Source organism: Bacillus sp. CR71 (assembly GCF_003429245.1).
Classification (GTDB): Bacteria; Bacillota; Bacilli; order Bacillales; family Bacillaceae_G; genus Bacillus_A; species Bacillus_A thuringiensis_S.
On sequence record NZ_CP031748.1, the window covers coordinates 4,267,681 to 4,282,963 of the forward strand.

Consider the following 15,283-nt stretch of genomic DNA (forward strand, 5'->3'; position numbering starts at 1 on the left):
AGTATTCAATTCTTCTATGTAAATGGATAGTATATCACAATATTCTACCTCTAGTATTGCCTAAAATTAAGTAAGCTATAAAGCGTAGAAGATATATTTTTACCTAACAAAAAAGCGGGAATATTCCCGCTTCTTTGACTATCGACGTAAGCCAAGCTTTGTGATTAATTCACGGTAACGTGTGATATCGCTATTACGAAGGTAAGTTAGTAAGTTACGACGTTTACCAACCATCTTTAATAGACCACGACGTGAATGATGATCTTTCTTGTGAGTACGTAAGTGCTCGTTTAGAGTGTTAATTTGCTCCGTTAGGACAGCAATTTGAACCTCTGGAGAACCAGTATCAGTCTCATGAGTTCTAAATTGTGCAATGATTTCGTTTTTACGCTCTTGTGTTAAAGCCATCCTATTTCACCTCCTATTAATTAAACCCCCAATTACCTAGCAAGCGTCGGTGAGTCGCAATGCCAAGCAATGGTTGTCATAAAGTACATAACATAGAATACTACTTTTCATTTGAAAAAGCAAGTATATTCTTTTCGCTCGCAAAATATTCTTGTGCTGTTTTCTTATCTTTTGCGATTTGTTCAACTAACTCATCAATGCCATTGAATTTCTTCTCTTCTCTTATACGCATATGCCACTCTACTGTAACATTTTGGTCGTATATATCTTTGTTAAATTCAAATAAGTGCACTTCAATTGATAATTGACGCTCATCTTCTTTAAAAGTCGGTTTATATCCAATATTACATACACCATCGTACCATTCATCGTGAACTTTTAATCTCACTGCATAAACACCTACAGGTGGCAATAAATACTCATCACTTAAACCTACATTAGCTGTTGGAAAACCAATTTGGCGTCCACGTTTGTCGCCGTGTATAACTGTTCCCGCTACAGTATAGGCTCTACCTAAAATAGATGGAATTTGTTCCATTTCGCCATTTCGAATTAACTTTCGTAATGCTGTAGAACTTACTTTCTCTTCTTGAAATTCAACTTTTTCAATCACAGTCTGTGTAAACTCCCCTCTTGCATGAAATGGTAAAGTCTCCATCTTTCCTTTTCCTAAACGTCCATATGAATAATCAAACCCTGCTACTACATGCTTTACATTTAAACCAATAATATAATCATCTACAAATTGTTGCGGTAATAACCCTGCAAATGATTCATCAAATTTAATCACATATAATATATCGATTCCTAAGCTTTCGACTATTTTTTCTTTATCACGCATTGGTGTAATATACTCCACATGCGCATCCTTTTTCCCTAAAACAACAGATGGGTGGGGATGAAATGTCATAACTGCACTTTTATATCCTCTGTCGTCCGCTATTTTTTTCGCAGTTCGAATTACACATTGATGTCCTAAATGAATGCCATCAAAAAATCCTAATGCCATTACAGTAGGTGGTAATTCTAATTTATTTTGTTCATGTGGATGAGTTAAATGAATAAGTTTCACGCTTGAATTCACCTTTTTCTGTAATAATCCTTCCAATAATTCATTATAGCTTTAGTTCTTGATTATTCACAAGTACTTTCATCGGCTTTAACATGCCAGGATGTTTCGGATGATGTTCATAAATTGCTAAGCAACGATCATTTTTATCAAACACTGTAATAAATGGTGCCGTTATTTCTAATTCATTCTTTAAGAACATACCATTCTTAATTTTCTCTGCTTGCTTTTCATCTACAACCATTTTTGGAAACTTACTTAATGCTTCATCAATTGAAATGAAGATAGACTCTACTGTTCCATTTTGCACGTTTTCTTCAATTTCTTCAAATGATATGCAATCTTCTAATAAAAATTCACCAGATGCCGTTCTTACAAGGTGAGACATATGTGATGGGAAACCAAGTTTCTCCCCAATCATTACCGCTAACGTTCTTACATATGTTCCTTTACTACACGTTACACGGAAACGGAATGAAATATTTTCTCCTTCAAAAACTTCACGATCATCAAGTAATACGAACTCATGAATCGTAATTGTACGAACTGGACGTTCCACCTCTTGTCCTGCTCTTGCATATTCGTATAATTTTTTCCCGTTTACTTTTACAGCCGAGAACATTGGTGGCATTTGTTCAATCGTGCCTGTTAATTCAGCAAGAACTTTTTCTATTTCCTTACGAGTAATAGCACGATCTATATTTTTCGTTTCAACAACCTCACCAGAAGCATCTTCAGTTGTCGTTGAAAATCCTAATGTTACTTCACCTTCATATGTTTTCGTTTCACTTGTTAAAAATTGTGCAATTTTTGTTGCTCTTCCGACGCAAATTGGTAATACTCCTGTTACATCTGGGTCTAATGTTCCCGTATGACCAATTCTCTTTTCTCTCAATACCTTTCTTAATTTAAATACACAATCATGTGATGTCATGCCTTTTGGCTTATGTAATAATACTACACCTTCCATATATGTTCACCTCATCATAATTCTTTCGTAGTAAATATCCAAAACTTATTTTGCATTGAAAAAATGGATAGACAAATGTCTATCCATTATTCTTCACGTTTACCGTCTTTATTAATTTCATGTAAAAGTGTATCAATTCGATGACCATATCCGATAGACTCATCAAACTCAAAGGTAATTTCCGGTGTTTTACGAAGACGAATACGTTGGCCAATTTCTGAACGAATAAAGCCTTTTGCCTTCGCTAAACCTTTTAACGTATTTTCTTTCTGTTCTTCGTCACCTAAAACAGAAATATATACTTTGGCAATTTGTAAATCACCACTCACTTGTACATCTGTTACTGTAACAAATCCGATACGTGGGTCTTTAATTTTACGACTAATGATGTCGCCTAATTCTTTTTTCATTTGCTCGCCTACACGGTTTGCACGTAATTTCATAACTCTTCACCTCATTCAATACCATTCCAATTGTGTTATCGTACGTTCAATTTCAGGAAATGAATCGATGTACTCCAGTACACGATTCATTTCTTTTTCACAGATAACACGATTTGAGGATACGGAAACAATCGCAATTTCTGTACGTTGCCATACATCTTGATGCCCAACTTCAGAAACAGCTACATTATAGCGCTGTTTCACACGAGTTAGCACTCGTTGCAAAATTGCCCGTTTCTCTTTTAAAGAATGTACATCGTAAATCATACACTCGAATGAGAGTGAAGCGACAATCATCGCTTCACTTCTTCCATAACGTATGCTTCAATGATGTCCCCTTCTTTAAGGTCATTATATCTCTCAATTGTAATACCACACTCATAGTTTTGTGCAACTTCTTTTACGTCGTCTTTGAAACGTTTTAACGTATCAAGTTGTCCTTCGAAAATTACTATACCATCGCGGATAATACGAACGCCACTATCGCGTGTAATTTTACCGTCAATTACGTAACAACCTGCAATTGTTCCAACTTTTGTTACCTTGAATGTTTGACGAACTTCCGCTTGACCGATTACTTTTTCTTCGAATTCTGGATCAAGCATACCTTGCATTGCTAATTCAATTTCTTCGATTACTTTGTAGATAATGCGGTGTAAGCGAACATCAACGTTCTCTAATTCAGCTGTACGCTTCGCGTTCACATCCGGACGTACGTTAAATCCAATTACAATTGCATTAGATGCAGAAGCTAAAATAATATCAGATTCTGTAATCGCACCTACACCAGTGTGAATGATTTTAACTTTTACGCCTTCAACATCAATTTTACGAAGTGATGCTGCCATCGCTTCAACAGAACCTTGTACGTCTGCTTTTACGATTAAGTTGATTTCTTTTACATCGCTCTCTTGGATTTGTTGGAATAAATCTTCAAGGCTTAATTTAGATTTCTCACCACGTTGTGCAACTAACGCTTCTTGTGCACGTGATTCACCGATTTGACGAGCTTTCTTCTCATCAGCGAATGCCATGAAACGATCTCCAGCCTGTGGTACTTCATTTAAACCTGTAATTTCAACAGGAGTTGATGGACCAGCAACTTTTACACGACGACCAATATCACTTACCATTGCACGAACACGTCCGAATGAAGTTCCAACAACAATTGGATCTCCAACTCGAAGCGTACCGTTTTGAACTAATAATGTCGCGATAGTTCCTTTACCTTTATCAAGCTGTGCTTCAATTACAGTACCCGTTGCATAACGATTTGGGTTTGCTTTATATTCTTCTACTTCACTTACAAGAAGAATCATCTCTAGCAAGTTGTCAATGCCTTCGCCTTGAATTGCAGAAATTGGTACGAAAATTGTGTCTCCGCCCCAAGCTTCTGGAACTAATTCATATTCTGTTAATTCTTGCATTACACGATCAGGATTCGCCGCTGGTTTATCCATTTTATTCACAGCAACAATAATTGGTACTCCAGCTGCTTTTGCATGGCTAATCGCTTCAACTGTTTGTGGCATAACACCGTCATCAGCTGCAACAACAAGGATTGTAATATCAGTTACTTGCGCACCACGAGCACGCATTGTTGTAAATGCCGCGTGACCAGGCGTATCTAAGAATGTAATTTTCTTATCATTTACTTCAACTTGGTATGCACCAATATGCTGAGTAATTCCACCAGCTTCGCCAGCAGTTACTTTTGAATTACGAATAGAGTCAAGTAATGTTGTTTTACCATGGTCAACGTGTCCCATAATCGTAACAACAGCTGGACGCTCTTTTAAGTTTTCTTCATCATCTTGCTCATCCATGAATGTTTCAAACTCAGTTTCACTTACCACTATTTCTTCTTCTACTTCAATACCGTAATCAGTAGCGATTAACTCAATTGTATCTTTATCTAAATCTTGGTTAATTGTCGCCATAATTCCTAGCATGAAGAGCTTTTTAATAATTTCAGATGGCTCTTTGCTTAACTTTTTAGCAAGTTCACCTACTGTAAGGCTTCCAGAGAAAGTAATTTTATCTGGTGTTTCTACTATTTGTGTTTGTTGTCTTCCAGCAAAGTTATCTTGACGTTTGTCTTCATTTCCTTTGCCTTTTTTCTTTTTCTTATTGCTGTTCTTTTTACTGCGAACAACTTTCTCTTCTACTTCAAACTCATCTGCAACAGAAGGTTTTTCCGCTCCAGTGTTATATTCATTATCTAATTTATTTACTACTTCGTCTTCTAACATTGTCATATGATTCGAAACCTCGATATTCATCTCTTTAAGTTTTGTCATAAGATCTTTACTTGAGATATTATTTTTTTTTGCATATTCATGTACTCGAATTTTACTCATACCTTCACCCCCGGTAATTTGTATCGAGCATGCTACGTAGCTTTTTCGCAAAGCCTTCATCTAACACAGCTACAACGACTCGCTCGTCTCTCCCAATCGCATGCCCTAATTGTTGTCGATTTTCGACTTTTTTCATTGGTACGTTGTAGTACGTCGTTTTATCAGTGATACGTTTAGTAGTGTTCGCTGACGCATCTTCAGAAAGCAATACGAGCTTTGCTTTACCACTTCGTACTTCTTTTAAAACGAGTTCTTCACCCGAAATGATTTTTCGAGCGCGATTTGCTAGTCCTAAAAACGATTTCCAATCGGACACTTATTTCGACTCCTTCTCAACAAGCTCAAGAAGCTCTTCGTACAGAGAACTGTCGATTTTCGCTTTTAGATGATGTTCCAAAATGTTTTTCTTTTGGGCTTGTATAATGCATTCTTTATCTTTTGACAAATATGCACCTCGTCCTGATTTTTTTCCAGATAAATCAATAGACACTTCGCCCTCTTTGGAACGAACAATGCGAACCAGCTCTCGTTTTGATTTCATCTCTTGCGTCGCAATACATTTTCGTAACGGAACTTTTCGATTGCTCATACTCATCACCTCTATTCGATTTCGTCTTCAACTGAATCGAATCCGAATGCGATTACGCTATCTTCTTCTGTAACAATTCCAAGTTGTTTCGCATCAGACTCACTTTTAATATCAATTTTCCAGCCTGTTAATTTAGCTGCAAGACGTGCATTTTGTCCACGCTTACCGATAGCTAACGATAGCTGGTGGTCTGGAACAACAACAGTTGTTGCTTTTTCATCTTCATCTACAAGTACTTTAACAACTTGTGATGGGCTTAAAGCATTTGCAACATATTCAACTGGGTCATTTGACCAGCGAACGATGTCAATCTTTTCACCTTTTAGTTCATCTACAACACGTTGTACACGTTGTCCTTTCGGTCCTACGCAAGAACCAACTGGATCAACATCAATGTTTTCTGCATGCACAGAGATTTTAGAACGATCTCCTGCTTCGCGCGCTACAGAGCGAATTTCTACAGTTCCATCATAAATTTCTGGAACTTCCATTTCGAATAAACGTTTTAAAAGACCAGGATGTGTACGTGATACGTAAATTTGTGGTCCTTTTGTTGTCTTTTCTACTTTTGTAATAAATACGCGAATACGATCATGTGGCTTATATTGCTCATTTGGCATTTGCTCACTTACAGGTAATAAAGCTTCTACTTTGCCTAAGCTTACGTAGATGAAACGAGCATCTTGGCGTTGTACAATACCAACCATAATGTCTTCTTCACGATCACTAAATTCTGAGTAAATAACACCACGTTCTGCTTCACGAACTCGTTGTGTTACAACTTGTTTTGCAGTTTGCGCTGCAATACGACCAAAATCTTTTGGCGTTACTTCAATTTCTAGTACGTCGCCATCTTGGTAGTTTGGATTAATTTGTCTTGCCTCTTCTACAGAGATTTCAAGACGTGGATCAAACACATTATCAACAACGTCCTTACGTGCTAAAACTTGAATTGTTCCCACTTCTGGGTTAAAGCTCACACGAACGTTTTGTGCTTGGTTAAAATTGCGTTTATAAGCAGAGATTAATGCTGCTTCAATCGCATCAATAATAATATCTTTACTAATACCTTTTTCTGACTCTAATACGAGCAAAGCATCTAACAACTCAGTGCTCATGAAGATCCCCCTTCTTACTAAAACGTAACAGCAAGTCGCGCATTTGCAACTTTATCCATTGGAATTTGGATTTCTTTTTTACGTGTTTTAATTGTTAATAGTAGTGTAATTGTAGTACCGTCGTAGGAAAGTAACTTTCCTTCAAACATCTTTTCGCCATCAATTGGCTCATATGTTTTAATTGCCACTTGTTTTCCTACCGCTTGCTGGAAGTCTTTCTCTTTCTTTAATGGGCGTTCTGCTCCAGGAGATGATACATCCAAAAAGTAAAGGTGAGGAATTGGATCCTCTTTATCTAAAGCTTCGCTTAAACGTTCACTTACCGCACCGCATTCTTCAATGTCGACTCCCTTTTCAGAATCGATGAATACGCGTAAGAACCAGTCTTGTCCTTCTTTCACATACTCTACATCTACAAGTTCAAGATTTAACTCTTCAACGATTGGCTGCGCAAATGCTTCTACAACTTCTGTGACTTTCTTATCCATAAACAGCCTCCTTCCTGCCGCCATGTACCATTTACAAGAAAAGATCCCGTTCACAAAGACGGTCTATCTTATTCTTTCTCGTTAGCTAACAAAAGCCCCTGCCGTTAAGCAGGGAATATCTGTCTTAGTATTACCAAATTTAAGAAGTAAAACTTGTAACAAAATATGTATATACGACAGAAATGTCTTTACTATCTACATGAATAAAATGTAGATAGTAACACGAAAGAGTGGGTTTCCCCACTCTCTTTTTCACAAAATATACATGACATGGTTATCTCGGTTTATAGTATACCATAGCAAATATTGATTTGCAAAGACTTTTCCTACCTATTAGAACAGTGATAATTGGTTTTGATCTGGCAAATCTCCTAAACAACCTTGGCTATCTAAATACTCAATAATTGTTTTCGAAACCTTACTTCGCTGCTGTAAGTCTTCTTTTGATAAGAAGTCTCCATTTTTGCGCGCTTCCACAATACTTAAGGCTGCGTTCGTACCAAGACCAGGCACTGCATTAAATGGAGGAATTAAAGTATCCCCATCAATAATAAACTCAGTTGCATGCGAGCGGTATAAATCGACCTTTTGGAATGAATATCCACGCTCACACATTTCCAGTGTCATTTCTAGTACTGTTAATAAACTCTTCTCTTTCGGCGCTGCATCCAATCCTTTTTGAGCAATTTCATCAATTTTTACACGTATGGATGCTGAACCTTTCGCCATCGCCTCTACATCAAAATCATCTGCACGGACTGTAAAATATGCCGCATAGAATAAAAGTGCAAAATGTACTTTAAAGTATGCGATACGCACAGCCATAAGTACGTAAGCAGCCGCATGGGCTTTAGGGAACATGTATTTAATCTTCTTACATGAATCAATATACCAACCTGGCACATTATTACCTTTCATGTCATCTTCCCATTCTTCTGGTACACCTTTACCTTTACGAACCGACTCCATGATTTTGAAGGCTAATGATGGATCTAAACCTTGATAGATTAAATATACCATGATGTCATCACGACAACCGATAACTTCACTCAGCGTACATGTACCGTTATAAATTAACTCATTTGCATTACCAAGCCATACGTCAGTACCATGTGACAGCCCAGAAATTTGGACCAATTCTGAAAATGTCGTTGGTTTTGTCTCTTCTAACATCTGTCTTACGAACTTCGTACCGAATTCCGGGATACCAAGTGTACCTGTTTTACAGTTAATTTGTTCTTCCGTTACCCCTAACGTTTCTGGACCAGAGAAAATTTTCATTACTTCTGGATCATCCGTTGGGATTGTTTTCGGATCAATACCACTTAGATCTTGTAACATACGAATAACGGTCGGATCATCGTGTCCTAGTATATCAAGTTTCAATAAATTATCATGAATCGAGTGGAAGTCAAAATGCGTTGTTCTCCACTCAGCACCAATTGAATCAGCAGGAAACTGTATTGGTGAAAAATCAAAGATATCCATGTAATCTGGCACAACGATAATACCACCTGGATGCTGTCCAGTTGTACGTTTTACCCCTGTACATCCCGCTACTAAGCGATCAATCTCTGCATTTCGAATTGTTAAATTGTGATCATTTGCATAACCTTTTACATATCCATAAGCGGTTTTTTCCGCAACTGTACCAATCGTTCCAGCACGGTATACATAGTCTTCACCGAACAGTACTTTCGTATAGTTATGGGCACGTGGTTGGTATTCCCCGGAGAAGTTCAAATCGATATCGGGTACCTTATCTCCTTTAAATCCAAGGAACGTTTCGAATGGAATATCATGTCCATCTTTCACATATGCCACATTACATGTCGGACAATCTTTATCTGGTAAGTCGAAACCAGAGCCTACGGAACCATCATTAAAGAATTCAGATTGCTTGCACTTTGGACAGACATAGTGTGGTGGTAATGGGTTTACTTCTGTAATTTCCATCATCGTTGCAACGAACGATGAACCTACCGAACCACGCGAACCTACTAGATATCCGTCGACTAACGATTTTTTCACAAGCTTATGTGAGATTAAATAGATAACGGCAAATCCATGTCCAATAATACTTTTCAATTCTTTTTCTAAACGAGCCTCTACAATTTCTGGTAGTTCTTCACCATATATACTGCGTGCCATTTTATAACTCATATCACGTGTTTCATCATCGGCACCCTCAATTTTCGGTGTATATAGATCATCTTTTACTGGACGAACATCACCAATTAATGACGCAACCTTTTGTGTATTCGTCACAACAACTTCTTTCGCTTTGTCTTCACCTAAAAATGAAAAACACTCTAGCATTTCATCAGTTGTACGGAAATGTACTGGCGGTAATGAATGTCGATTTAACGGATTGGCTCCGCCCTGCGAACTGACTAAAATTTTACGATACATTGCATCTTCTGGATCTAAGTAATGCACGTTCCCTGTAGCAACAACTGGTTTATCTAACGTCTCGCCTAGTTTTACTAAGTTAGAGATAATTGTTTTTAATTGTCCCTCATCTCGAACGAGTTCACGCTCTACTAAATGACGCAACACCTCTGGAGGCATTACTTCAATGTAATCATAAAACTGTGCAATTTCTTCTACCTCTTCAGGAGCTTTTTGCATCATTGCCTCAAACACTTCACCTTTATCACAAGCCGTTCCTACTAAAATTCCTTCACGATATTTTTTTAATAGTGACCTCGGTACTCGTGGTACACGGTAAAAGTAATTAAGGTGAGAATATGAAACAAGTTTATATAAATTTTTCAATCCAACATCTGATGTGGCAAGTAACGTCAGATGGCTTGGACGGCCACGCTTATACGCATCCCCTTGCCCCATACTATCATTTAATTGATCGTGATATTCAAATCCCTTTTCAATTACGTCTTTCAACATTTTCACAAGTAAATATCCCGTCGCTTCTGTATCATAAATCGCACGGTGATGTTGCGTTAATTCAATATCAAGTTTTTTACACATCGTATTTAATCGGTGATTTTTCATTTCTGGGAATAAGAATCGTGCAAGTTCTAACGTATCAATAACAGGGTTATTCGTTTTTTCTAACCCAGCCTTTTTAAAACCTACGTTAATAAATCCCATATCGAAGCTTGCGTTATGGGCAACAAGGGTATGGTCACCCATCCATTCCTCAAACTTTTTAAACACTTCGTCCACTTCTGGTGCATCAGTTAACATATCATCTGTAATACCTGTTAATTCAATAATCGTCGCTGATAATGGTTGATGTGGGTTTGCAAAAGATTCAAAACGATCAATGATTTCGCCACCCTTTACTTTTACGGCAGCCAACTCAATGACTGTATCGTATACAGCTGATAAACCTGTCGTCTCAACGTCGAAAACAACATACGTTTCCTCCGCAAGTAAACGATGCGCTTCGTTATACGCTATCGGTACACCATCATTAACTAAATTCGCTTCTACACCGTATATAACTTTAACTCCAGCCTTTTTCCCCGCAGAATATGCCTCCGGGAACGACTGAGCCACAGCATGGTCTGTAACCGCAATAGCTTCATGTCCCCATTTACCAGCTTGGGCAACAAGCCTAGAAACAGGAGTAACAGCATCCATTTGGCTCATGGGAGTGTGAAGATGAAGTTCTACACGCTTTTCGCCTTCTGGCGCTTTATCTTTACGAGACGGACCTGTTATTTCATTAATATCATTCGCAATCATTACTAAATCTCGAACAAATGTATCGTTTTGAACTGAACCACGGGCTTTCACCCACATTCCTTTTTTCAAGGATTGCAGCATTGGAATATCTTCTTTGTCACGCGAGAACATTTTGATCATAATAGAATCCGTATAATCCGTTATTTTTAAAGTTAATAACGTACGTCCACTACGAAGCTCTTTTGTCTCTACATGGAAGACATATCCTTGAACCGTTTTTCTTCTTTCTTCATCTTGAATTTCTCGCATCGGTGTAATCTCTTCATCTGGCTTAATAAGATACCCGAGTGTAATCGGTCCTTCATACACAACGCTACTTTCTTCAGCTTGCTTCTTCGCCATTTCTTCCATAGCTTGTATAACACGCTCGCGGTCTTCTTGCTGCGTTTGCTCACGAAACTTTTGCATTTCTTCTGCATTTTGCTGTATATGTGTGTCTAACTGGAAACGTGGAAATCCAAAAGCTTCGTATTGATCCCCTACTGGTTTCGCAACGTTTTTCTTTAAAGCAGTAGACTCCAGCTCATTATTCACATTTATTAGCAACTTCACTCCATTCACCTGCGGAAGCTGTTTCTTTAAGTAAGCAAACATAGGTGAAAATGTAATTCGTTCCGTACAAAGCGGCCAATACGCCCTCACTTCTTCTTCTGTAAATTGTTTATTCTCTGTTTCTAATGCAAATGTTGTTCTTGCAATATGAGAAAATGATTGCTTAAGCTTTGTTTCTAGCAATTCATATAATTCTGTAGGCAAAATACGTGGCACTTGTAAATCAAAATGCCAACTTTTATTCGCTTTATCAATAACGAGCCTTTCAATACCACCGCCTTGTAAATATTGATTTATAAGGTCGTCTGGTATTTGCAACTGCTGGAGCAAAATTTGAAATCGCTCTTGTTGTTCATTTGTTAAAGACATAAGCACTCTCCTTCCATTTGCTATTATAAATTGAAACGTACTACAAAGAAAGATTTCTCACTTCTTCTTTTACAAAATACGTTTACAAAGAAAGAGAAGGTACCCCATTACGAGGTACCTCTTCTTATTTTAAAATATTTGCAATATATGTTTGAAGTTCTTCTACTTTTACTTCTTCAGACTCACCTGTAGCACGTACTTTCACTTCTACAATACCTTCGTCTGCTTTTTTACCAACTGTAACACGAACTGGAAGGCCGAATAAATCTGCATCTGCAAATTTAACACCTGCACGTTCTGCACGATCGTCTAATAACACTTCATAGCCTTTTTCTTGTAATGAGTTGTAGATGTTTTCACCCATTTCACGTTGTGCATCAGATTTCATATTTACTGGAATTACATGCACATGGAACGGTGCTACAGCTTTCGGCCAAACTAAGCCGTTCTCATCATTAAACTGCTCTGCAATTGCTGCCACTGTACGAGATACACCGATACCGTAACAACCCATAATAAGTGGTTGTGTTTTCCCATTTTCATCTAGGAATGTTGCGTTCATTGCTTCACTATAACGAGTTCCTAATTTGAATACATGACCAACTTCAATTCCACGTGCAAAAAGAATTGTTCCGTTTCCGTCTGGAGATTGGTCTCCTTCTTGAATAAAGCGTAAATCTGTATACTGACTTACTTTAAAGTCACGTTCTGGATTTACATTTACATAATGGAATCCTTCTTCGTTCGCTCCTGAACATCCGTTGACAATTGATGCTACAGCATGGTCAGCGATAATTTCGATATCACCTGTTACACCAATCGGTCCTAATGAACCAACTTCACAATTTAATAATTCTTTTACTTCCTCATGAGAAGCAAGCTCAACAACTGAAGCGCCGTATACATTTTTCACTTTTACATCGTTTACTTCGTGATCACCACGAACAAGTACAACTACTAATTTCTCATCTACTTTAAATACCATAGACTTAATACACTTGTCAGCTTCAATGTTTAAGAATGCAGATACTTCTTCAATCGCTTTTTGATCTGGCGTTGCAACCTTTTCAAGTGCCATTTCCGCTTCGTCACTCTTCGTATACGTAGCTACAACAGGAGCCATTTCAATGTTCGCTGCATAATCAGATGTATCAGAGTATGCAATTGTATCTTCACCAACATCAGATAATACCATGAATTCATGTGTATCTTTTCCGCCCATTGCTCCAGAATCAGCAATAACTGCACGGAAGTTCAAACCACAACGAGCAAAAATGTTAGAATATGCTTTGTATAAGCGATCGTATACTTCATCTAAGCTCTCTTGTGTAGCATGGAAAGAGTATGCATCTTTCATTAAAAACTCTCTTCCACGTAATAAACCGAAACGAGGTCTTTGTTCATCGCGGAATTTCGTTTGAATTTGATATAATGTTAACGGTAATTTTTTATATGATTTTATTTCATCACGTACAAGATCAGTAATTACTTCTTCATGCGTCGCTCCTAAAGCAAACTCACGAGCGTTACGATCTTTCATACGCATTAATTCAGATCCGTAAGAATACCAACGACCTGATTCTTGCCATAATTCTGCAGCTTGCATAGCTGGCATCAATAATTCCACAGCTCCTGCGCGCTCCATTTCTTCTCGAACGATACGTTCTACTTTGTGTAATACTTTTAACCCAAATGGTAGAAAACTATAAATACCAGAAGCATTTTGACGCATAAAACCTGCGCGAAGTAATAATTGATGACTCTTAATTTCAGCATCAGCTGGAACTTCACGTAATGTAGGACTGAATACCATACTTTGTTTCATTTATTTGCACCTCTTCATTTTACTCTTACACGCAGTAAAACCCCTCACCTCGAATTAGGTGAGGGATTTTATTCTACGGGCTCTATTTCATTATAAGTTTCATTCTATTTTACAAGAAAAACTTACGAATGTCATTCCATGTTACAACTAACATTAATAACATTAATAATGCAAAACCAATAAAGTGAACCATTCCTTCTTTTTGACGGTCAATTGGTTTTCCTCGTAACGCCTCAATTAAGAAGAAGAATAAACGGCCACCGTCTAAAGCAGGAACTGGTAATAAATTGAATAAACCAAGATTAATACTTAAAACTGCCGCTAAACTTAGTACACGCGTAAATCCATAATCTACAACTTGATCTGTTAGATTATAAATTCCTACTGGACCTGACAACTCATTAATAGAAAATTGACCAGTTACTAATTTCACAAGAGATTCAAAAATTAGTTTCGTCCATTGGTATGTTTGTTCAAATCCTGATTTAATAGAACCCATTACTGTTTTCTCTACAGGGGAATAAACACCAATTCTACCAACTTCGTCTTTTCCTTCTTTATCGAGTGTTGGCGTTACTTTCACATTAAACTGTTCATTATCACGCTTTACTTGTAACGTAATTTCTTTATCCGGATTTTCACGTACAATGTCAACAACATCTTTCCATGTACTTGTGTTTTTTCCATCAATCGCTTGAATTGTATCATTCTCTTTCAATCCAGCTTGCTGTGCTGCACTATTATCCATCACTTTTCCGACCATTGGTTTGTCAATAGGAACCCCTTGTACAAATCCAAGAATCACAAAAATAACAAATGCTAAAATGAAGTTCATTGCAGGACCCGCAAAGATCGTTAAAGCGCGTTGCCCTAATTTTTTTGAACCAAATTGTCTATTATACGGAGCAATTTGAATTTCTTCCCCCGCAGTAATAATACGAGCTTTTTCATTCACTCGGAACGTTTGAAGCTCTTCCTCGTACTCCTCATAGCCCGAAATTGTTAGATTGTGCTCCAAATCAGCTTGTTCGACTTCAATGACACGAACATTTGGATACTTTTCATATCCATCAAAAACTAATTTCACAACTTCGTCTTTTTCATTTAATACAAGGCCAACCTTTTTCCCAGGCTTTAACTCAACTGTGTCCGCATCCTCGCCAGCCATTCTTACATAGCCACCAAGGGGCAGTAATCGAATCGTATACACCGTTTCATTCTTTTCAAATGAGAATATTTTCGGACCAAAACCAATCGCAAACTCGCGGCATAAAATACCTGCTCTTTTTGCGAAATATAGATGTCCTAGCTCATGGAAAAATACGAGTGCACCGAAAATTAATATAAAGGCAATCGCTGTATTCAATTCCATAACCAC

13 protein-coding genes are annotated in these 15,283 nt (G+C 37.6%); all 13 read right to left on the reverse strand.

Annotation, left to right across the window (positions count from 1 at the left end):
* Nucleotides 1-138 precede the first annotated feature (138 nt).
* Nucleotides 139-408, reverse strand: coding sequence for a 30S ribosomal protein S15 (gene rpsO / locus DOS87_RS21255; RefSeq protein WP_001229392.1), 270 nt, complete (start codon nucleotides 406-408; stop codon nucleotides 139-141).
* A 100-nt stretch (nucleotides 409-508) separates the two neighbouring features.
* Nucleotides 509-1,480, reverse strand: a complete 972-nt coding sequence (ribF, locus tag DOS87_RS21260) for a bifunctional riboflavin kinase/FAD synthetase (protein ID WP_000766703.1) — start codon at nucleotides 1,478-1,480, stop codon at nucleotides 509-511.
* A gap of 43 nt (nucleotides 1,481-1,523) precedes the next feature.
* Nucleotides 1,524-2,447, reverse strand: a complete 924-nt coding sequence (gene truB, locus DOS87_RS21265) for a tRNA pseudouridine(55) synthase TruB (RefSeq protein WP_000399364.1) — start codon at nucleotides 2,445-2,447, stop codon at nucleotides 1,524-1,526.
* Nucleotides 2,448-2,533: 86 nt separating this feature from the next.
* A complete protein-coding gene (rbfA, locus tag DOS87_RS21270; protein ID WP_000776437.1) occupies nucleotides 2,534-2,890 on the reverse strand; it encodes a 30S ribosome-binding factor RbfA in 357 nt (118 codons plus the stop codon).
* A gap of 15 nt (nucleotides 2,891-2,905) precedes the next feature.
* A complete protein-coding gene (locus DOS87_RS21275; protein WP_000634349.1) occupies nucleotides 2,906-3,187 on the reverse strand; it encodes a DUF503 domain-containing protein in 282 nt (93 codons plus the stop codon).
* On the reverse strand, nucleotides 3,184-5,250 hold the full coding sequence (infB, locus tag DOS87_RS21280; RefSeq protein ID WP_000036346.1) for a translation initiation factor IF-2: 2,067 nt from the start codon (nucleotides 5,248-5,250) through the stop codon (nucleotides 3,184-3,186). Before infB ends, DOS87_RS21275 begins: the two co-directional genes overlap by 4 nt.
* Nucleotides 5,251-5,254: 4 nt before the next feature.
* On the reverse strand, nucleotides 5,255-5,566 hold the full coding sequence (locus DOS87_RS21285) for a YlxQ family RNA-binding protein (RefSeq protein ID WP_001286522.1): 312 nt from the start codon (nucleotides 5,564-5,566) through the stop codon (nucleotides 5,255-5,257).
* A complete protein-coding gene (gene rnpM / locus DOS87_RS21290; RefSeq protein WP_000071123.1) occupies nucleotides 5,567-5,839 on the reverse strand; it encodes an RNase P modulator RnpM in 273 nt (90 codons plus the stop codon).
* An 11-nt stretch (nucleotides 5,840-5,850) separates the two neighbouring features.
* A complete protein-coding gene (nusA, locus tag DOS87_RS21295; protein ID WP_000102598.1) occupies nucleotides 5,851-6,957 on the reverse strand; it encodes a transcription termination factor NusA in 1,107 nt (368 codons plus the stop codon).
* Between the two features lie 17 nt (nucleotides 6,958-6,974).
* A complete protein-coding gene (rimP, locus tag DOS87_RS21300; RefSeq protein ID WP_000359095.1) occupies nucleotides 6,975-7,445 on the reverse strand; it encodes a ribosome maturation factor RimP in 471 nt (156 codons plus the stop codon).
* A gap of 333 nt (nucleotides 7,446-7,778) precedes the next feature.
* The gene (locus DOS87_RS21305; RefSeq protein ID WP_000059996.1) at nucleotides 7,779-12,080 is read right to left on the reverse strand and encodes a PolC-type DNA polymerase III; all 4,302 of its coding nucleotides are present in this window, start codon (nucleotides 12,078-12,080) and stop codon (nucleotides 7,779-7,781) included.
* A gap of 124 nt (nucleotides 12,081-12,204) precedes the next feature.
* The gene (locus tag DOS87_RS21310; protein ID WP_000814295.1) at nucleotides 12,205-13,905 is read right to left on the reverse strand and encodes a proline--tRNA ligase; all 1,701 of its coding nucleotides are present in this window, start codon (nucleotides 13,903-13,905) and stop codon (nucleotides 12,205-12,207) included.
* Nucleotides 13,906-14,014: 109 nt separating this feature from the next.
* Complete coding sequence (rseP, locus tag DOS87_RS21315) at nucleotides 14,015-15,271, reverse strand: RIP metalloprotease RseP (RefSeq protein WP_001090241.1); 1,257 nt, start codon at nucleotides 15,269-15,271, stop codon at nucleotides 14,015-14,017.
* Nucleotides 15,272-15,283: the final 12 nt, after the last annotated feature.